Source organism: Brucella pituitosa (assembly GCF_003049685.1).
Lineage (GTDB): Bacteria > Pseudomonadota > Alphaproteobacteria > Rhizobiales > Rhizobiaceae > Brucella > Brucella pituitosa.
Window position 1 is genome coordinate 1,178,392 of record NZ_PYSY02000001.1, and the last position, 19,750, is coordinate 1,198,141.

Below are 19,750 nucleotides of genomic sequence, written 5' to 3' on the forward strand. Positions count from 1 at the left end.
GGAGAATCATCCAGTCTGTTCGAAGCAATGCGCTTTTCTGCGGGATTGCCACGTTTTCACTATAGGTAGTGTTGTAACATCATTACTGCAAGACACCAAATCGGGAGCATAGCCACAACGAGCGTGCATACCTTAGTGCTCTGCAAACAAAGAATTGCTGGAAGAGGAGAAGCGAATGTCGATTGAGCGCATGAAGCCTTTGATACTTGCTGGGGTCGCGGGCGTTTTCAGCACCCTGGTTCTGATGTCCGGTGTGCAAGCCCAGGAAGCGCCCAAGAAAGCTGCTCCGGCCCAAACTCAAGCGCAAACTCAGAAGCAGGAAAAGCCTGTCGAACAAACCAAGCCGTCCGAACAAACTCAGGATGCTGGTGATGGCGTAACTGTTCCTGATTACCGCGATGACCGCTCGACTCCGCAGGCGCTGATGGAATCTTATTACAATGCGATCAATCGCAAGGAATATGCTCGCGCTTACAGCTATTATTCGGAGGAGGGGCGGGAGCCTGATTTCAAGACATTTGCCAAGGGGTATGAGGGCACCAAGAGCGTAAAGGTTGCGGTCAGGAAGATCGATCCAGATCCGGGCGCAGGACAAATCTATTGGAGCCTTCCGATTGCAATCGAATCTGAAGGCGATGACGGCAAAAAGCAAGTGTTCACGGGCTGTTACACGATCCGTCTTACCAATCCTGGTATGCAGGAAGAGCCGCCTTATAAGCCAATGCAGATCATGACGGGCTCATTGACCAAGTCACCGCTGGCCATCGAAGAGAGTGTGCCGGAAAGCTGTGAGGCACCGTAACGAAAATTCACGCTTGACCTTGTCACGATGGGAAGCTGCACAGTGGTGTCAGTTAAAGCATTTAAGCCAAAAGACCGAAGCATTTTCGTCTGAGCTAAATGCTTGAGACAACGAAGTAGAGCGGTTCTGTATTCAATCCCAACGGGAACTGTTCACGAGCAAGGAGTGAGTTGAATGGTAATTTTTTCTGTACCGAAGATGAAATGCGGTGGTTGCGCTGATAGTGTCACGGGCGCTCTGCGGAAGCTCGATGAAAGGGCGACTGTTAATATTGATCTCGATAAGAAAGAGGTCAAGTTTGATGGCCGCGCGTCGCAGGATGAAGCGCTCAATGCTCTGTCTGCTGCCGGTTATCCCGCGACGATTGCGCAATAATGTGATCGACATTGCCCGCGTTGTGATGATGCACCGCTTGTAAGATATTTATCCAAAGCATAATTGCCGGGCTGAAATGCCCGGCATTTTTTGATCAGTTTCACAAGGGCGCAGATCGCGACGACTAAGTGTTGCAGTCAGGTCTGCAAATCTTGTGTTTGGAAAATCTTGTGTTTGGCAAATCTTGTGTTTGATTGACTGGGAGGCCGATTTTTGCCACATCAACGGCAAATCTCGTTTATGGTGTCCCATAAAGATAGTGAACCGCGATTGTTACGGATTTGCCGAACGATCCGGGCTCTGTTCGAAATGGGTGCCAGAAGGCATAATCATCGCGTGATCGCGATATAGAAGGATGTAGGGCATGGCTATGGCAGCCGATTTCCAGGATCTTCGCACGAAGATGGTCGATAACCAGATCCGTACCACGGATGTAACGGACCTCAGGGTCATCGATGCTTTTCTGACTGTACCACGCGAAGCTTTTGTTCCGGCAAACCGTCAGGTGCTTGCTTATATCGATGAAGATCAGCTTCTTGAAAGCGAGGGCACTGCGCCGCGCTTCCTCATGGAACCGTCACCTTTTGCAAAGCTCGTGCAGCTCGCAAAGGTTAACAAGGACGATGTCGTTCTGGATGTCGGTTGCGGTACTGGCTACTCGTCTGCAATCTTTTCTGAGTTAGCTGGATCGGTCATTGGCCTCGAAAGTGATTCCGCTTTATCGGCCGTTGCGACGGCTCGTTTGCAGGAACTTGGCCATGACAATGTTGTGATCGTTTCAGGCAATTTGAATGCAGGCTACCCTTCGGAAGCGCCTTACGATGTGATTTTCATCGAGGGTGCAGTTGATTTTGTGCCGGAAGTACTTTTCAATCAGCTTAAAGAGGGTGGCCGTCTGGTTGTCGTCGAAGGGCGTGGAAATGCCGGAATTGCGCGACTTTATGTGAAAGAAAACGGTGTTGCTTCGGGACGCAGCGTTTTCAATACAGCAGTTCGTCCGCTTCCCGGTTTTGAGCGTATTGAGCAGTTCGAGTTTTAATCCAGCGCGTGGGGCAATTCTGCAACGATGCAGAAATTGTTTGTGAAAGCACTGGCGGGAAAGATGGAAATAGCGGAATTTACACGTTATTAAGTCTTCCCGAACCGATCGGTTCGATTATAGATTCGTTTGTTCTGATATGAGGTATACGGTGTTCAAAGCGTGCAAAGGACTTATGGCGGCGGCAATACTCCTGTCTGGCACCGTTTTATCGGGACAGGCCGCTTTGTCAGAGACGCTGAACGGCGCTCTCATGAAGGCCTATAAGAACAACGCAACCCTGAACTCATCGCGGGCAGGTGTGCGCATTCAGGACGAAAACGTTGCGATTGCAAAATCTAACTACCGTCCGCAGGTGACTGGTTCTTATCAGGCTGTTCGCGGGAAGACCCCCTTAAATGGTTATCGCACGACCGGGACTTACGGTATCGAGCTGAATCAGATGCTGTTCGATGGTTTTCAGACCAAGAACAATGTCGCCGCAGCTGAAACGACCGTGTTTGCGCAGCGCGAAAACCTCCGCAACGATGAGCAGAATACACTTCTGGAAGCCGTTCAGGCTTATATGAATGTGTACCAGCTTCGCCAGGTCGCAGTGCTTCGCGAAAAGAACCTTGCTGCGATGAACGAGCAGGTCCGTGCTTCGCGTGCACGTCTTGACGTTGGTGAAGGCACACGTACTGATGTTGCTCAGTCAGAATCGCAGCGTTCGACAGCGGTAGCGGAGCTCAATTCGGCCCGCGCCAATGTGAAGTCTGCCGAAGCGACTTATGTTCAGGTCATCGGATCGCAACCAGATCGTCTTGCCACGGCACCTGCCGCCAAGAACTTGCCACGCTCTCCAGATGTTGCTTATGCAAACGCTGTTACCGTGCATCCGGGCATTCTGGCTACCCAGTATGCAGTTAACGCGCAAGGCTTCAACGTCAAGGCCAAGGAAGGTGCGTTGCTACCGACCGTTGGTTTGACCGCCAGCGCGAGCCACCTCGACACTTATGCTGGCACGAATGCTGGCGATGGCAACTCGGCTTCGGTCGGTGTTGGTGTAAGTATCCCGATTTATACCGGCGGCCGTACATCGGCACAGATACGTCAGGCCAAAGAACAGCTCGGTCAGGCACGTATCGAAGTCGATATTATTCAGGACAGGGTGCGTCAGGCAATCAGCTCGGCTTGGTCACAGCTTGAAGCAGCGCGTGCGTCCGTCAAGGCAAACCGCGACGGTATCGCAGCAGCTCAGCTGGCTCTTGATGGTGTTATCGAAGAACGTAAAGTTGGACAGCGAACCACGCTTGATGTGTTGAACGCGCAGAACGCGCTTGTCACGGTGCAGATCGCACTTGTTCAGGCAGAGCATGACTCGATTGTTGCAAGCTATGCGCTTCTGAATGCAAGTGGTCGTATGACAGCGCAGGATATGCAGTTGCAGGTGGCTCAGTATAAGCCTGAAGAGCATTACAATGCTGTGAAGGACAAGTGGTTCGGCCTGCGTACGCCAGATGGCCGTTAAGCCCTAAGCATATGAGATAAAGAAACGGCGCCATCGGCGCCGTTTTTGTTTGATTCTCGCTGCGCCCGGAAATTCTTAATAAAATGATAAAGCTGTGGGTTCGGATTTCATGTGCCTGTGGAGGGATTCTCAAATCGCCGCAGGTCCGGTACCCTTAATCCATTGATTCTCTGCCTGTGTGAGTAATTGGCAATAAGGGAAAGACGGACAGCTATGGCACAAACATCCAGCGCAGCACGCGAACCGTCAATGGAAGAGATACTCGCTTCCATTCGCCGGATTATCGAAGATAGCGATGTTTCGCGTCATCCGATGCCTGCTGCGTCCGCATTTCCAGCACGTGGTGAAGTCGCCAAGTTTCGTAAGCCCGTTACAGTGCAGGAAACTCAGCCTGAAGCAGAAAATAAATCTGCCCCCAAGAGCGACGTCTTCTTAGATGAGCCCGTATTGCGTGGCCCGATTTCAGAAGCAGTTACTGCTGTGACTGTTGCAGATGAAATTCCTGAAGCGGATGAGGACGACGACAATTTTATTCTCGACGCACAGAATGATGATCATCGTAGTGAAGTCGCAGAGACCAATGCCGAAGTTGAAGTCACTCAATCTTTGGAAGAGCAGATTGCCGTTGAGCTTGATGCTTCACAACCTTCTGAGCCGGAAGCTGAAGCACCACCTGTTGCTGCAACTCAACCTGTCGACTTGAAAGCGCAGGGTGCAGCACATATTTTGTCAGAGGGCACCGAACGGAAAGTTGCCGCTGCGTTTCAGGATCTGAACCATGCGGTTCACTCGGAACCGCGCCGTTCTTTCGATGAAATCGCTTCTGACCTTTTGCGCCCGATGTTGCAGAGCTGGCTTGATAACAATCTGCCGCCTCTTGTTGAGCGGCTCGTTCGCGAAGAAATCGAACGCGTGGTGCGAGGCGAACGTTAAGCATATCTCGCAATAGTGGGAACCAGTTTTGCGATAAAGATATGCGAAAAACGCTGATCTAAAGCGAGGTGCGCTTTAGATCAGGTTCGCACCAGATTGGACCTCATGACCCGTCTGTCTCGCAGGCGGGTTTTAACTTTTAGGGTGATTTGTCGGCTGTTAATTGCTATTGAGCCGTCAATCAATTCATTCCGCATAAAGACCGGACGTTTCCATGCTTGAGAAGACTTATGACGCCGCGGCTGTAGAGCCGAAAATCGCTGAACGCTGGGAAGAAGCTGGCGCATTCAAGGCGGGTGCAGGCTCAAAGCCTGGCGCCGATCCCTTTGCTGTGGTCATTCCTCCGCCGAATGTGACGGGATCGCTACACATGGGGCACGCGCTTAACAACACGATTCAGGACATCATGGTCCGTTTCGAGCGCATGCGCGGTAAGAATGTTCTCTGGCAGCCTGGCATGGATCATGCGGGTATTGCCACGCAGATGGTTGTCGAGCGCCAGCTTGCTGAACGCCAGGAACCAAACCGTCATGCCATGGGCCGCGAGAAGTTTATTGAGCGCATCTGGCAGTGGAAGTCTGAATCAGGTGGAATGATCTCCAATCAGCTCCGCCGTCTTGGTGCATCATGCGATTGGTCGCGTGAACGCTTCACGATGGATGAGGGGCTGTCGCGGGCTGTTCTCGAAGTCTTTGTCTCGCTTTACAAGCAGGGACTGATGTATCGCGACAAGCGTCTCGTGAACTGGGACCCGAAGCTTCTGACCGCGATTTCCGATATCGAAGTTGAATCCCGCGAAATCAAAGGCCATCTCTGGCATCTGCGTTATCCGCTGGAGAACATTCCGTTCGATCCAGATAATCCGCACACCTTCATCGTTGTCGCAACAACGCGCCCTGAAACCATGCTTGGTGACACGGGTGTCGCTGTTAACCCGAAGGATGAGCGTTATCACGCGTCTGTCGGCAACAACATCGTTCTGCCGCTTGTTGGACGTCGCATCCCGATTGTTGCTGACGATTATGCTGATCCGGAAGCCGGTTCTGGTGCTGTGAAGATTACACCTGCGCACGACTTCAACGACTTTGAAGTTGGCAAGCGCAACGATCTTCGCGCAATCAACATTCTGACGCCGTCGGCAGCGATTACGCTCAAGGACAATGTTGATTTCCTTGAAGGTCTGGAACTGACACCCGATCTCATCGCGCTTATCAAAGAGTTTGAGGGGCTTGATCGCTTTGCTGCACGCAAGCGCCTCGTCGAAATGCTTGATGAACAGGGCTATCTGGAAAAGATTGAAGATCACACGCACGCCGTCCCGCACGGCGATCGTGGTGGCGTGCCTATCGAGCCGTATCTGACTGATCAGTGGTATGTAAACGCAGCCGAACTCGCAAAGCCAGCTATGGCAGCGATCCGCGATGGCCGCACACAGATCGTACCGAAAAACTGGGAAAAAACCTATTTCGATTGGATGGAAAACATTCAGCCGTGGTGTGTTTCCCGCCAGCTGTGGTGGGGGCATCAGATCCCTGCATGGTACGGACCGGATGGTAAGTGCTTCGTGGAGAAGAGCGAAGAGGAAGCGAAAGCTGCCGCACGTGCTCACTACGGTGAAGACGTTGCTCTGGAACGTGACACCGACGTTCTGGACACGTGGTTCTCGTCGGGCCTGTGGCCGTTCTCGACACTCGGTTGGCCAGACAAGACGCCGGAACTTGCAACCTATTATCCAACCAGTGTTTTGGTTACCGGTTTCGACATTCTGTTCTTCTGGGTTGCCCGCATGATGATGATGGGCATGCATTTCATGGAAGAGATACCGTTCCATACGGTTTATCTCCATGCACTCGTGCGCGATAAGCATGGCGCCAAGATGTCAAAGTCTAAGGGCAACGTTATTGATCCGCTTGAGCTGATGGATGAATACGGTGCGGATGCGCTGCGATTCACACTTGCCATCATGGCTGCTCAGGGCCGCGATGTTAAGCTCGATCCGGCGCGTATTGCTGGCTATCGCAACTTCGGCACCAAGCTTTGGAATGCGACGCGTTTTGCCCAGATGAATGGTGTGAAGCTTGATCCGAATTTCAAACCGGATGACGCAAAGCTCGCTGTCAATCGCTGGATTCTGACGGAACTGACAAAGGCTACGCGCGCTGTAACCGATGGCATTGCGAACTATCGCTTCAATGAAGCGGCAGGTGCTGCCTATCGCTTTGTCTGGAACCAGTTCTGCGATTGGTATCTGGAATTGCTCAAGCCGATCTTCATGGGTGATGATGAAGCAGCAAAGGCTGAAGCACAGGCAACGGCAGCTTACTGTCTGGATGAAATCTACAAGATGCTGCATCCGTTCATGCCATTCATGACCGAAGAGCTCTGGACCCTGACTGCAGGCGAGGGTGCAAAGCGCGAAACGGTTCTCGCTTTGGCAGAATGGCCGGAATTGTCGTTTGAAGATGAAGAATCGGCGGCTGACGTCAACTGGCTGGTTGATCTTGTTATGGGCATTCGTTCCGTCCGTGCGGAGATGAATGTGCCAGCGGGCGCTGTGGCTCCAATCGTCGTGCTTGAGGCAAATGCTGCAACCATTGACCGCTTTGCGCGTCACGATGCTGCAATCAAGCGTCTGGCACGTGTAGAATCCGTTTCCTTTGAAGAGGAAGCGCCAAAGGGTTCAGCGCAGCTGGTGCATGGCGAAGCCACAATCTGTCTTCCTTTGGGCAGTCTGATCGATCTGAAGGCAGAAGCCGCTCGCATGGCCAAAGAAGCGGGTAAGATTGCTGCTGAGATGGAAAAGATCGAGAAGAAGCTCTCGAACGAAAAGTTCGTAGCGAACGCAAAAGAAGAGGTCGTTCAGGCGGAGCGTGAGCGTTTGGCAGAACTGAAAGACGCGGCTGCACGTGTTGCAACCGCAGAAGCGCGGATCCGCGAAGCAGGCTGATTCGTCCTTCAGATCCAACCTCATTTCGAATCATTGGCCCGGCAGCTTCAAGTTGCCGGGCTTTTGCGTTCAATGGGATTGGAATTTAGTGTTTCAAGGCATTCCGAAGTTCATCGAACCGCCGTTTCGATTGTTTTTTAGGGCTGTTGCGCTTTAGCAACAAGGCTCGAATTGGGTCAAAAAATGGCGAAATTTGGCAGTTTTTGGCGTTAGTTCCGCGTTGAAACTTAGAAGATTTCGTAATTGGCACCCCGATTTTGCGCTTTTCGTCAAAACACATCTTCGCTACTCGTTGTCCTCCCAATTTATGCATCTTGCAGGCTGAATCCTTCCTGATTTACGTTTGCGTCAAAGTAAATTGCTGAAGTTCATCGCATTCTGTTTGGGAGGACATTTTATGAAGCTGCAGCGCATGAAAGCTGTCGGGATCGCAGTCGGTCTGTTGGGGAGTGCCGTTAGTGCACATGCAGGCGGGCTCGAGCGCAGTTCGCAGGACTTTGATACCCTGTTTGAGCAAGGTACCGTAATTGACACAACAGGCACGTTCGTAGCCCCACAGCGTAAGCTGAAGAATATCCGGGGGTCCGGTATCGGGGCTTTAACCGGCGGGAGAAACCCGTTCACTGGACAGGCTTATGGAACTGATGTTGATGAAGCAAAGAGCTATTGGGTTCCGAAGTTTTCGGCCAAATTTGATCTTACGGAAGATCTGGCTTGCTCTGCTCAGTATCGTCAGCCTTGGGGTATCGAGACCGATGTTGGACTAGATACTGTTCGAAGCTTCGTTGCGATTGAGCAGAAGATTTCTTCTCATGATTACGGCCTGAACTGTTCCTATCGATTTGCTGCTGGTGAAAAGGGTTATTTCCGTCTTCTCGGCGGCGTCAGCTATCAGGAACTGAAGGGTGAACAGACCAAAGCGATACCTCCATTCGGTCATCCATTCGGTGGCTCGTGGCGTGTTGCATCATTGGACGTTGAGGACAGCTCTGTGGGCTGGCGCCTTGGTGCTGCCTATGAAATCCCTGAATATGCAATTCGTGCGAGCGTCGTATACCAGTCTGAAGTGAAGTACACTCTCGACGGAACAATTGATAATCTGGCTTTGAATCCACGGACTGGAGCCAGCATTCCGATTGCTGTTGACGGCGATGTTGCAACCCCTCAGTCGGTTGAGTTCAAGTTCCAGACAGGTATCGCACCGGATTGGCTTGCATTTGGTTCGGTTAAGTGGACGGACTGGTCGACAGTTACGGATGTTAATTTCCTTGCCAAAGCGAACCAGGTTGTGCCGCAGGGGCAGAGGGTCACGGGTCTCAACCTGTATTATCAGGATGGATGGACCGTTAGCGGTGGCGTTGGGCATAAGTTCAATGATCAGTGGTCGGCCGCAGCGACTGTAACTTGGGATCGTGGTACATCGACGGGCCTGACATCACAGACTGATATCTGGTTGTTTGGTTTGGGTACCAATTATAAAGCAACCGAAAACTTTGAAGTTCGCCTTGCGGGCGCTGCTGGTTGGCTGTCGTCGGGTGAAATCGACGATACCTACGTAAACGGCGTATATAGTGCCACGGGCTCTAAGGGTGATTTCGGCAATGACTTCGTCGGTGCTTTGTCGCTGACGGCTAAGGTCAAGTTCTGATTGTTTAATCAGGACAATAAAAGCCCGGCTTCAAGCCGGGCTTTTTCGTTTGAGAGCGAAGATTTTACTGTTCAAGGCGGGCAAGCAGGGAAGACGTATCCCAGCGGCCACCGCCGATTTTCTGCACTTCCTTGTAGAATTGATCAACCAGGGCGGTTACAGGCAGAGCCGCACCATTGCGGTTGGCTTCCTCAAGGCAGATACCGAGGTCCTTGCGCATCCAGTCGACAGCAAAGCCAAACTCATATTTGCTTTCGTTCATGGTGCTATGCCGGTTTTCCATCTGCCATGAGCCTGCAGCGCCCTTGGAGATGACACTGATCAGCTTCTCAATATCGAGGCCAGCCTTTTTACCGAAGTGGATACCCTCCGCGAGGCCCTGAACAAGACCCGCAATGCAGATCTGATTGACCATCTTGGCGAGTTGGCCTGATCCAACAGGCCCCATCAGCCCGACCGAGCGCGCATAGGCTTCGATGATTGGTTTGGCTTTGTCAAAAACGGCATTTGACGCGCCGGCCATCACGGTCAGAACGCCGTTTTCTGCACCAGCCTGGCCGCCAGACACAGGCGCGTCAATGAAATGAAATCCACGTTTCTGCGCTTCAGCGTCGAGTTCACGTGCGACTTCCGCGGAAGCCGTGGTGTTGTCGATAAAAATAGCGTCCTTTTTCATTGTCGAAAAAGCGCCATTTGAACCGGTTGTCACTTCACGCAGATCATTGTCATTGCCAACGCAGCAGAAAACGAAATCAGCATCGCGTGCTGCTTCAGCAGGTGTGGCCGCATGGTTGCCATCGAATTGTTCGGCCCATTTGAGGGCCTTTGCACTCGTGCGATTATAAACTGTAACGTTGTAGCCACCTTTGGTCTTCAGATGGCCAGCCATCGGATAGCCCATCACGCCGAGGCCGAGGAAGGCCACTTTAATTGCTGTCATTGTCTAAAACCTCCAGAGGAAACGCGTCGAAACATAGATTAGGTAAGGGGTGTCATAACCGCTTTGCGATAGGCGGGGCGCTGCGTAAGACGGTTATACCAGTCTTCGAGATGAGGCGTTGATGCGCGTTCGATTGGAAACTCGAACCATGCATAAGCATAGCAACCCAGCGGAATATCGCCGACGCCAAAATTTTCACCCGATAACCACGGCTGGTTGGCAAGTGCCTGATCAGCAATTTTGAGCGATCGCGTCATGCCATCAATCCCCCGCTGCATGACCGCCTTGTCGCGCTTATCTTCCGGGAGGCGGATCAAGTTCGTGATCACATCACGAAAGTCGGCATAGAGCGTGGAGGGTGCCCAATCCATCCATTTTTCTGCTTGAGCACGTTCTGCAGGCGCTTCAATCCACAGGCCGCTCTTTGCATGCGTTGCAGCAAGATAGCGAACGATTACATTGGATTCCCAAAGTGTGGTGTTGCCGTCTTCAAGAAGCGGGATGAGACCATTGGGGTTGCGGGCCAGAAAATTCGCATCCTGCAGACCGCCAAACTGTCCACCGACATCGATCTGTTCATATTCGAGACCAAGTTCTTCAGCTATCCAAAGCACCTTTTTTACATTGGTGGAATTGGTTCGACCCCAGATTTTCAGCATGATTGAGCCTATCGATTTGCGATTAAAAGACGCGAGCTGCGCCTCACAACAAGCGTGTATTTAAAGCAGATCGCCCCCGGTAGCTGCAAGGCTAACGGGGGCGATAAATTTTCTTTTATTCGTCAGTTCAGCGTATCAAATGTCTTGTCAGTCGCCGTTCAAGGAAGTCCCAGACGTGTCGCAGACATTCGACAATCAACAGGTAGATAACGGCCGCCCAAATATAAGTCTGGAAATCAAATGTCCTTGAATAGGCACGGCGTGTTTCCCCCATGAGGTCGAGCACGGTGATGATTGCGACGATAGCCGATCCCTTGATCATCAGGATGATTTCATTACCATACGGACGCAGAGCCACGATCAAAGCCTGAGGCAGGATCACTTTCCAGAACGTCACACGCTTGGAGATACCGAGAGCCGCTGCGCCTTCCCACTGTCCGACGGCAACGCTCTGAATAGCGCCACGCAGGATTTCCGCCTGATAGGCTGCGGTGTTGAGTGAGAAGGCCAGAATCGCACAGTTCCATGCGTCGCGGAAGAATACCCAAAGGCCAACACTTTCAAGGAAAGGACGGAAGGTCCCGAAACCGTAATAGATCAGGAAGGTTTGGGCGAGCAGCGGTGTGCCACGGAAGAAATAGACATAGGCAAAAGCGATGCCGCGTAGCCATCGATTCTTCGACATGCGAGCCGCTGTGATTGGTAGCGACAAGAGTGCGCCAATAACAATCGAAACTGCAACAAGCCGCAACGTGACCAGCAGTCCGGACCAATAACGCGGGGCATAGGTTTCAAACAGATCAATACGCCACGCATTATAGAGATACAGCACCAGTCCGACGAAAAGCAGTGCCCAGAATGCAACGATGATATGGCCTGCAATGCGTGCGCGTGTCCAGCCTCTGATAACCGGAGGCGGGGCCAGGACATCTGCTGCGCTGCGAGAGGTGATTTCACTCATAATCAGGCTCCCCGCGACGCGTTACTACCCGCATCTGCCCAACGAGCGATGCGGTTGATGAAATATGAGGAGATGATTGCAAGTGCGAGATAGAGCAAACAGGCGACGCCGAAGAACAGGAATGGCTCCTTGGTCACGCGTGCGGCAATCGACGTCTGGCGCAGAATGTCAGATAGTGTAATGACCGAAACGAGCGATGTGTCTTTCAGCAGCACAAGCCAGAGATTGGCGAGGCCCGGAAGTGCAATCTTGATCAATTGCGGCAGAATGATTTTGCGCATCGTCTGCCAGTGCGAAAGACCAACTGCATAACCGCCTTCATACTGTCCACGCGGTATAGCCCGAAATGCCGACAGGAAGACTTCGCTCGAATAAGATGAAAAAACGAAGCCAAGTGCGATCATACCTGCGACAAAGGCATTGATCTCGATATTTGCATTGATATCGAACAAGGTGAGTAGGCGTTGCAAACCAAGCGACGCGCCGAAGTATACAAGGAAGAGCGTCAGTAGCTCCGGTAGTCCGCGAAAAATAGTCGTGTAGATATTGCTCGCAAGCCGGATTGATGGTTCTTCCGATTGCTTGCCCAAGGCAACGATAAAGCCAAGAGCGAGGCCAACGGGTAGGGTCGCGACGGCCAATGCGATTGTCACCATAAGCCCGTTGGCGATACTGACGCCCCAACCGTCAGGGCCGAAACTCAATAAGGTGGCGTAATGTTCCATGCGCCTAATCTCTTCCCGAGGGCTTCAGGTCTGCAGTGAAACAGAACCTGATAAATTTTGATTTTCTCATTATAGCCCAAATAGTTACGCCGGTTTACATAGAAGTAAACCGGCGTTTGAATGTTAAAATATCTTAGTTTTCTGCACCATACGCATCGAAATCAAAGTACTTGTCATTGACTTCTTTGTACTTACCGTTAGCGCGGATTGCCTTGATCGCTTCATTGAACTTTTCAATCAGCTCAGGACGCCCCTTTTTGAAGGCAACGCCAGCACCAGGACCGTGAATTTCGATAACTGGTGGGAAAGTACCAACCATCTTACAGCAAGCGCCATCTGGCGATTTCAGCCATTCGGCCAGTGTCACGCTGTCGTCGTTAACGGCATCTAGGCGACCATTTGCGAGATCGAGACGATATTCTTCCGCAGTCGGGTAAGCCTTGATCGTGCTGTCGGTGAAGGTTTTTTCCGAATAGTTGGAGTGCGTGGTCGAAACCTGTACGCCAATTGTCTTGCCTGCGAGGTCTTCCTTGGTCACGCCCTTGATGTCGGTATCCTTAGGCGCTGCAACACCGGGAGGCGTGTTGTAATATTTGTTTGAGAAGTCGACCTGCTTCTTGCGTTCGTCTGTGATGGACATGGACGCGATGAAGGCATCGAATTTGCCGGACTGAAGGGCGGGGATAGCACCGTCCCATTCCTGCGTCACGAACTCACATTCGGCTTTCATTTCGTCGCAGAGCGCCCGGGCAATATCAACGTCAAAGCCGGAAAGTGTGCCGTCTGGCTTGATGAAATTGAATGGAGGGTAGGCACCTTCCGTCCCAATCTTGAGTTTCAGGGGTTCCTGAGCATTGGCAATACCGGCGCTCATGCTGCCGAGTGTGATTGCCAGTACTGCAACTGATGTCGCCGCAGCGATACGCTTCATAACGCGCATTCTTAGTCCTCTCGTTTAGTTGTGGCTGGTTCCCTGATTCTTTTTCTGGTTCAGCCGCTTCAAGAGACGCTGTCGACATAAAACTTTAAGTAGTAAGTCTGACAGTGGATCCCCCGTTCATTACAAATAGATGCTAGAGTTGACGATGCGCAATATTTTTTCGCACTTATGCCCAATCATCCGCCCAGAACTTGATAATCCCACCATTTTCTATGTCATTGCAAGACGGTTTGCGTAATTTAATTGTGCATGCAGAAAGGGGAATTAAAAGGGTTTTCTATAGAATAAAGTAATATGGCCGTGGTTTTTACGGGCTTTGATTAAATTAACGGAGAAATCCTCAAAGCTCCATCAATTGCACAACGAAGTCGGCAATTTCTTCGACTGCATTCAGACTAAACACGGGCAATTTTTCATGTTGCACCACGTGATCGCTTGCAATTGCAACGATGCTGGGATCAACGTCGGATAGCGGTGGGCCTTCATGTCCACCGGAGCGTCGAAGTTCGATTTTCTTATGAGATTCGCGCTTGTAACCTTCAATCAGAACCAGGTCACACGGGGCGAGTTTACCCACAATCGCTTCTAATGATGGTTCTTCTTCGCCCAGATTTTCATGCATGATTGCATAGCGCGCTGAGGATACGATGGCGACTTCTGCGGCTCCTGCATTTCGGTGTCGCCACGAATCCGTGCCGACGTGATCGATATCAAAATTGTGGTGTGCGTGTTTCACAGTGGAGATTCGGTAGCCGCGTTTGGTCAGTTCCTGAACGAGCTTTTCGGTCAGCGTGGTCTTGCCCGAATTTTTCCAGCCAGTGATGCCGAATAGCTTATGGGTCATTTCAGGGCCTCATTGAGACGGGTCGATTCAATCAGATCATCAGGTCTGTTGATGTTGAAGAAAGGATCATATCTCTCGTTCTTAGCAAGCTGTATAAGAGGAAATTCGACCTCTTCAAAGCCTATATGGTGTGCGAAGGCGAGGACGCTGGCTTTGTCAGTATGTGCGAGCCATTCGTCGAGTGGCTGCAATAGGTCAGTTCTCCAAAGCCCGAAAATCGGATGCACACGACCATTCGAGCTCGCCAGCACAATGCGAGCGGCAGTTTTCTTTTGCTGCTCATATAGTCGGGACGCTAGATCGCAGGGAAAGAACGGGCTGTCGGCTGCAACGCTTAGTAAGACAGAGAACTCGCGACTGTATTCCAGTGCGGTCTTTAGCCCGAGGAGTGGTCCACCATGCGAAGAAGGCTTATCTCCGATTACTGGAATATTCAGCTTTGGTAGACGGCTGGGATCGCCATTTGCATTGAGAAAAACATGATCGACTTGTGGCGAAAGCCGCTCTTCAACACGTTCGATGATCGTTTGTGAGCCGAGTTTTTGCAGGAATTTGTCACCAGCCACACCGCCCGCTTGCATACGACTGGATTTTCCACCCGCAATAATTGCGCCTGCAATGCGGATCGCGCCTCCCATTACGAAGGTTCCACTCCGGTTGGTGTTGCGGCCAATGTGCTTTTGTTCTGTTCGCGCTTTTTGCGAACATTTTCACGATAAACCATATAGATGCCGCTGCCGACGACGAGAATTGACCCGGCAATTGTATAGGAATCTGGAGCTTCATTGAAGACAACAGTGCTCAACAGAATCGCCCAAAGTAGGCTCGAATAGCGAAATGGTGAGACAAAAGAGATTTCACCTTCACGCATGGCCATGATGATAAAGTGATATCCAACCAGCAGAAGTCCGGCAGCCAGGGCCATGATAAGAACTGGCACGAGGCCAACGGGCTGCCAGCCACCCATAGGCAGGATGAGGCCACCGCCAGTGAGAGCTATGGCACCGGCGGTCAGCGTGGACAGATATAGTGTCGGGACATGTGCTGGCACACGACGGGTTGCGATATCACGCATGGCTGCAAAACAGACGCTGGATAGCAGAATGCCAACAGCAGCAAGGCTTGCCGAGCTATCGGCGCCGGGACGAATAATGATGATAACGCCGACAAGCCCGAAGGAGATACACATCCAACGCCGCCAGCCAACTTTCTCATTGAGGAAAAGCACGGCACCCAGGGTGACGACCAGAGGCGTTGCCTGAAATACTGCTGAACAAAATGCCTGTGAAAGATGACCGAGAGAGAAGATATAAGTGACGGTCGCCAGCACTTCGCCCAAGACGCGCAAAACCGTCATCAAGTCCATCGACAAATGGCGCAATGCGCCGTTGCGCCAGGCGAGCAGGCCTATCGCAATTGTCGCGAATATCCCGCGGATAAACATATACTGACCACTGTTCATCTGCGTCAGCAGATATTTCGTCATAGTATCGCCGATGGTGAATGTACCCATGGCGAGGAGCATAAATATACTTGCGCGAAAATTAGCTGACTGCGGCACGATATGGAATCCGGTTTAGGAATGTATATCGCTATCGCAACAATTGGATTCGGTCCAATTTATACTAGTGGATTGAATTTGACGTTTGAATTCCGACTGACACAAATGCTGTTTCAAACGTCAAATTCGAAAAATCCACTAGATTCAAATTCTTGCTAGTGGTCTTTTTGATTCCGACATTTGTTTAACGCCTGTATCGAGGGATGCAAATATCGGAATCAGACCACTTGTTGCATATGTATTTAAATTATTTATCCGCCGGTAAGGCTCATGTGGCGCGCAACAGCCGGGCGGTTGTGGTCACGATCTATGATGAAATCATGACCTTTGGGCTTGCGAGAGATGGCTTCATCAATAGCATCGTTTAGTATGCTGTCGCTTTCACTCGCTCGCACTGCAACGCGCAAATCCGCATCGTCGTTCTGTCCGAGGCACATATAGAGCATGCCGGTGCAGGTGAGGCGCACGCGATTGCAGCTTTCGCAGAAATTGTGCGTGAGGGGCGTGATGAAACCAAGACGCCCGCCGGTTTCAGCAATGTTAACATAACGGGCAGGGCCGCCTGTGCGGTACGGAATGTCTGACAGCGTGAACTGCTGGCTCAGATCGGTGCGCAGCTGCGAAAGTGGCAAATACTGATCGGTACGATCAAACTCGATTTCGCCCATGGGCATGGTTTCGATCAAGGTCATGTCCATGTCGCGGCCATGCGCCCAGCGGATCAGTTCCGGGATTTCGAACTCATTGAAGCTTTTCAGCGCAACCGCGTTGATTTTAACGCGAATGCCAGCCTTCTGAGCCGCATTGATACCCTCTATGACACGATCAAGATCGCCCCAGCGCGTGATGGTGCGGAACTTATCAGGATCGAGTGTATCCATCGAAACATTGATGCGACGCACACCGCAATCTGCCAGCTCATCCGCATATCGGGCCAGCTGGGAACCATTGGTGGTGAGCGTCAATTCGTCGAGTGCGCCTGTTTTAAGGTGACGCGACAGCCCGCGAATGAGATGCATGATATTCTTGCGGACAAGCGGTTCGCCGCCTGTCAGGCGCAGTTTGCGAACGCCTTTTTCGATGAATGCGCTGCAAATCCGGTCGAGTTCCTCGAGCGTCAGCAGGTCTTTCTTCGGCAGAAAAGTCATGTGCTCCGCCATGCAATATGTGCAGCGGAAGTCACAACGATCAGTGACTGAAACGCGCAAATAGGTTACCGCGCGCCCAAACGGATCAATCATTTGTCCGGTGGGAGAAACAACAGGCAGAACTTGAGAACCTTGCATAGAGTAAGCCATCGTTTCCACACGCTGCAGAACCAATTCTGCATCTTGGTTCTAGATAAGTGGCCTCGAACGCTTTGTCCAGTTTACGCGTTTGCTAAGCACCTTCAAGTGATAAGGCATTAATCTGACGCGTCAGGCCTTTTGTCTCTTCTCTTCGAGGCTGAACATCAATATCTCTTTGATTTGGCGAAATTCAGAAATGAACAGCCGCTGGAATGACGGAGAACAATTATGAGTGATGTCTGGCCAACCGAATTGCGTGTCTCGAAAGATCGCAAGCTTCTGACGGTGGCGTTCGAAAGCGGCGAACGGTTCGAGCTGACTGCGGAGCTTCTGCGTGTGTTGTCTCCATCGGCGGAAGTGCAGGGGCACTCGCCAGAGCAACGCGTGACTGTTGGCGGCAAGCGCAATGTCGAAATTATGCGCATGGACCCGATTGGTAATTATGCCGTCCGCATTACCTTTGACGATATGCACGATACAGGCCTGTTCTCATGGACCTATCTCCATAAGCTCGGCACAGAGAAAGACACGCTTTGGCAGACTTATCTCGATGAGCTCTCTGAAAAAGGGCTGAAACGCGATCTGAGATAAAGAAAAGGGCGGTATCAGCGCATCCCGAAAAGTGTGAAACGGTTTTCGGATAAGATGCGCGTTGAAATAAAGACCGCCCCTTTGTTCTTTAACCTAAATTGAGTTCTTTGAAGAAGTCGTTGCCCTTGTCATCGATAACGATAAAGGCCGGGAAATCGACCACTTCGATGCGCCAGATGGCTTCCATGCCGAGTTCTGGATACTCGACCACTTCAACCTTCTTGATGCAGTCCTGCGCAAGACGGGCGGCGGGGCCACCAATAGAGCCCAGATAGAAGCCGCCATGCGTGCCACAGGCTTCGCGAACCTGACGTGAGCGATTGCCCTTGGCGAGCATCACCATCGAGCCGCCAAACGACTGGAACTGATCGACATAGGAATCCATGCGACCTGCCGTTGTCGGGCCGAATGAACCAGACGCATAGCCTGTCGGAGTTTTTGCGGGACCTGCATAATAGATCGGATGGTTTTTGAAATAATCGGGCATCGGTTCGCCATTTTCCAGGCGTTCACGAATTTTCGCATGTGCGAGATCGCGTGCGACAATAATCGATCCGGTCAGCGAGAGCTGCGTCTTCACGGGATGTTTTGACAGCTCTTTGAGGATGTCTTCCATCGGCTGATTGAGGTCGATCTTGACCACGTGCGATGACAGCTTTTCCTCATCAATCTCGGGCATATATTGTGCCGGATTGGTTTCCAGCTGCTCAAGGAAGATACCATCCTTGGTGATTTTTCCTTTGGCTTGACGGTCAGCAGAGCAGGATACGCCAAGCCCAATAGGCAGCGATGCGCCGTGGCGTGGCAAGCGGATAACGCGAACGTCGTGGCAGAAATACTTGCCGCCGAACTGCGCGCCGACGCCAAGCGACTGGGTCAGTTTGTGAATCTCGGCTTCCATTTCCAGATCACGGAAAGCATGACCGGTTTCGGAGCCTTCTGTGGGTAGACTGTCGAGATAGCGTGTCGATGCCAGTTTCACTGTCTTCAAGTTCATTTCAGCAGACGTGCCGCCGATAACGATTGCCAGATGATAAGGCGGGCAGGCGGCCGTGCCGAGGCTGAGGATCTTGTCCTTGAGGAAGTCGATCATGCGATCATGCGTCAGCAGCGATGGCGTGCCCTGAAACAGGAAAGTCTTGTTGGCCGAACCGCCACCCTTGGCTACAAACAGGAATTTGTAGGCATCCTCGCCTTCTTCATAGATGTCGATCTGAGCAGGCAGATTGTTCTTGGTGTTCTTTTCCTCGAACATCGAAAGGGGGGCAAGCTGCGAATAACGCAGGTTCTTCTTGTTGTAAGCATCAAGAACGCCAGCACCCAACGCATCAGCGTCGCCGCCTTCAGTCCAGACGCGACGGCCTTTCTTACCCATGATGATCGCAGTGCCAGTGTCCTGACACATCGGCAAAATACCACCGGCCGCGATATTGGCGTTTTTCCAAAGATCATAAGCGACGAAGCGGTCATTATCGGTGGCTTCCGGATCTTCCATAATGTTGGCAAGCTGCTGCAAATGGCCCGGGCGCAACAGGTGATTGATATCAGCAAATGCCGCTTCCGAAAGAATGCGCAGGCCTTCAGCATCTACGCTCAGGATTTCCTGTCCCTTGAACGTATCGACCGAAACATGATCCGACGTCAGTTTGCGATAAGGGGTTTTATCTTCGCCAATTGGGAAAAGATCGGCGGCGCTTGCTTCTGCCATTGTGGTACCTCGCTTGCTTGCCTGCGGCATCTCGTGAGATGCACTCCGTTATTTTGCCCAATACCAAAGTCGGGGCATATTCTGCGGGGCTTTTATCGTGATGGAGGGCGAAATCCACTGCGGCACATTGTTCAGCCGGGTACTAAAACGGCAAGCGGTGTGTCCGCCAAGGCACTTTTCAAGAAAAATTGATGGAGTTGGGGCCAAAATTATTGGAGGATGCGTTAACGTTAAAAGATTCTATACGACATTCATCAATTCTATGGGCAAAGATTGAA

18 protein-coding genes are annotated in these 19,750 nt (G+C 51.6%); 8 read left to right on the forward strand and 10 right to left on the reverse strand.

The window, feature by feature from the left end; genetic code table 11:
• The first annotated feature begins 175 nt into the window (after positions 1 to 175).
• From C9380_RS05830 to C9380_RS05860, 7 genes are all read left to right on the forward strand, one after another.
• Positions 176 to 802 (forward strand): Cif family virulence factor, encoded by a 627-nt coding sequence (locus C9380_RS05830; protein ID WP_100559079.1) that lies wholly within the window; start codon positions 176 to 178, stop codon positions 800 to 802.
• 174 nt (positions 803 to 976) lie between these two features.
• Complete coding sequence (locus C9380_RS05835) at positions 977 to 1,177, forward strand: heavy-metal-associated domain-containing protein (RefSeq protein ID WP_111787640.1); 201 nt, start codon at positions 977 to 979, stop codon at positions 1,175 to 1,177.
• A gap of 370 nt (positions 1,178 to 1,547) precedes the next feature.
• On the forward strand, positions 1,548 to 2,216 hold the full coding sequence (locus C9380_RS05840) for a protein-L-isoaspartate O-methyltransferase family protein (RefSeq protein ID WP_024898876.1): 669 nt from the start codon (positions 1,548 to 1,550) through the stop codon (positions 2,214 to 2,216).
• Between the two features lie 139 nt (positions 2,217 to 2,355).
• Positions 2,356 to 3,726 (forward strand): TolC family outer membrane protein, encoded by a 1,371-nt coding sequence (locus C9380_RS05845; protein WP_036567698.1) that lies wholly within the window; start codon positions 2,356 to 2,358, stop codon positions 3,724 to 3,726.
• A gap of 213 nt (positions 3,727 to 3,939) precedes the next feature.
• Complete coding sequence (locus C9380_RS05850; RefSeq protein ID WP_024898874.1) at positions 3,940 to 4,659, forward strand: PopZ family protein; 720 nt, start codon at positions 3,940 to 3,942, stop codon at positions 4,657 to 4,659.
• A gap of 214 nt (positions 4,660 to 4,873) precedes the next feature.
• Positions 4,874 to 7,606, forward strand: a complete 2,733-nt coding sequence (locus C9380_RS05855) for a valine--tRNA ligase (RefSeq protein WP_128093194.1) — start codon at positions 4,874 to 4,876, stop codon at positions 7,604 to 7,606.
• A 412-nt stretch (positions 7,607 to 8,018) separates the two neighbouring features.
• The gene (locus C9380_RS05860) at positions 8,019 to 9,254 is read left to right on the forward strand and encodes an OmpP1/FadL family transporter (RefSeq protein ID WP_268877375.1); all 1,236 of its coding nucleotides are present in this window, start codon (positions 8,019 to 8,021) and stop codon (positions 9,252 to 9,254) included.
• 64 nt (positions 9,255 to 9,318) lie between these two features.
• On the opposite strand, the gene C9380_RS05865 is transcribed toward C9380_RS05860, so the two are convergent.
• The 9 genes from C9380_RS05865 to moaA form a co-directional block, all read right to left on the reverse strand.
• Positions 9,319 to 10,194 (reverse strand): NAD(P)-dependent oxidoreductase, encoded by an 876-nt coding sequence (locus C9380_RS05865; protein WP_024898870.1) that lies wholly within the window; start codon positions 10,192 to 10,194, stop codon positions 9,319 to 9,321.
• Between the two features lie 38 nt (positions 10,195 to 10,232).
• Positions 10,233 to 10,853, reverse strand: a complete 621-nt coding sequence (locus tag C9380_RS05870) for a glutathione S-transferase family protein (protein WP_105705974.1) — start codon at positions 10,851 to 10,853, stop codon at positions 10,233 to 10,235.
• 127 nt (positions 10,854 to 10,980) lie between these two features.
• Positions 10,981 to 11,814 (reverse strand): ABC transporter permease, encoded by an 834-nt coding sequence (locus tag C9380_RS05875; RefSeq protein WP_024898868.1) that lies wholly within the window; start codon positions 11,812 to 11,814, stop codon positions 10,981 to 10,983.
• A 2-nt stretch (positions 11,815 to 11,816) separates the two neighbouring features.
• Positions 11,817 to 12,539, reverse strand: coding sequence for an ABC transporter permease (locus C9380_RS05880; protein ID WP_100559069.1), 723 nt, complete (start codon positions 12,537 to 12,539; stop codon positions 11,817 to 11,819).
• A 133-nt stretch (positions 12,540 to 12,672) separates the two neighbouring features.
• Positions 12,673 to 13,479 (reverse strand): ABC transporter substrate-binding protein, encoded by an 807-nt coding sequence (locus tag C9380_RS05885; RefSeq protein ID WP_100559067.1) that lies wholly within the window; start codon positions 13,477 to 13,479, stop codon positions 12,673 to 12,675.
• A gap of 340 nt (positions 13,480 to 13,819) precedes the next feature.
• Positions 13,820 to 14,323, reverse strand: coding sequence for a molybdopterin-guanine dinucleotide biosynthesis protein B (gene mobB, locus C9380_RS05890; RefSeq protein WP_024898865.1), 504 nt, complete (start codon positions 14,321 to 14,323; stop codon positions 13,820 to 13,822).
• A complete protein-coding gene (gene mobA, locus C9380_RS05895) occupies positions 14,320 to 14,961 on the reverse strand; it encodes a molybdenum cofactor guanylyltransferase (protein WP_128093195.1) in 642 nt (213 codons plus the stop codon). The genes mobB and mobA overlap by 4 nt, the downstream gene beginning before the upstream one ends.
• Complete coding sequence (locus tag C9380_RS05900) at positions 14,961 to 15,848, reverse strand: DMT family transporter (protein WP_051514848.1); 888 nt, start codon at positions 15,846 to 15,848, stop codon at positions 14,961 to 14,963. Before C9380_RS05900 ends, mobA begins: the two co-directional genes overlap by 1 nt.
• Positions 15,849 to 16,135: 287 nt before the next feature.
• Positions 16,136 to 17,170 carry a GTP 3',8-cyclase MoaA gene (moaA, locus tag C9380_RS05905; protein ID WP_105705968.1) on the reverse strand — a complete coding sequence of 345 codons (1,035 nt, stop codon included), beginning with the start codon at positions 17,168 to 17,170 and terminating at the stop codon, positions 16,136 to 16,138.
• A 231-nt stretch (positions 17,171 to 17,401) separates the two neighbouring features.
• Here moaA and C9380_RS05910 point away from each other — a divergent pair, with 231 nt between their 5' ends.
• Positions 17,402 to 17,764, forward strand: coding sequence for a gamma-butyrobetaine hydroxylase family protein (locus C9380_RS05910; RefSeq protein ID WP_128093196.1), 363 nt, complete (start codon positions 17,402 to 17,404; stop codon positions 17,762 to 17,764).
• Positions 17,765 to 17,852: 88 nt separating this feature from the next.
• Here C9380_RS05910 and C9380_RS05915 read toward each other — a convergent pair whose 3' ends face one another.
• Positions 17,853 to 19,472, reverse strand: coding sequence for a fumarate hydratase (locus C9380_RS05915; protein ID WP_128093197.1), 1,620 nt, complete (start codon positions 19,470 to 19,472; stop codon positions 17,853 to 17,855).
• Positions 19,473 to 19,750: the final 278 nt, after the last annotated feature.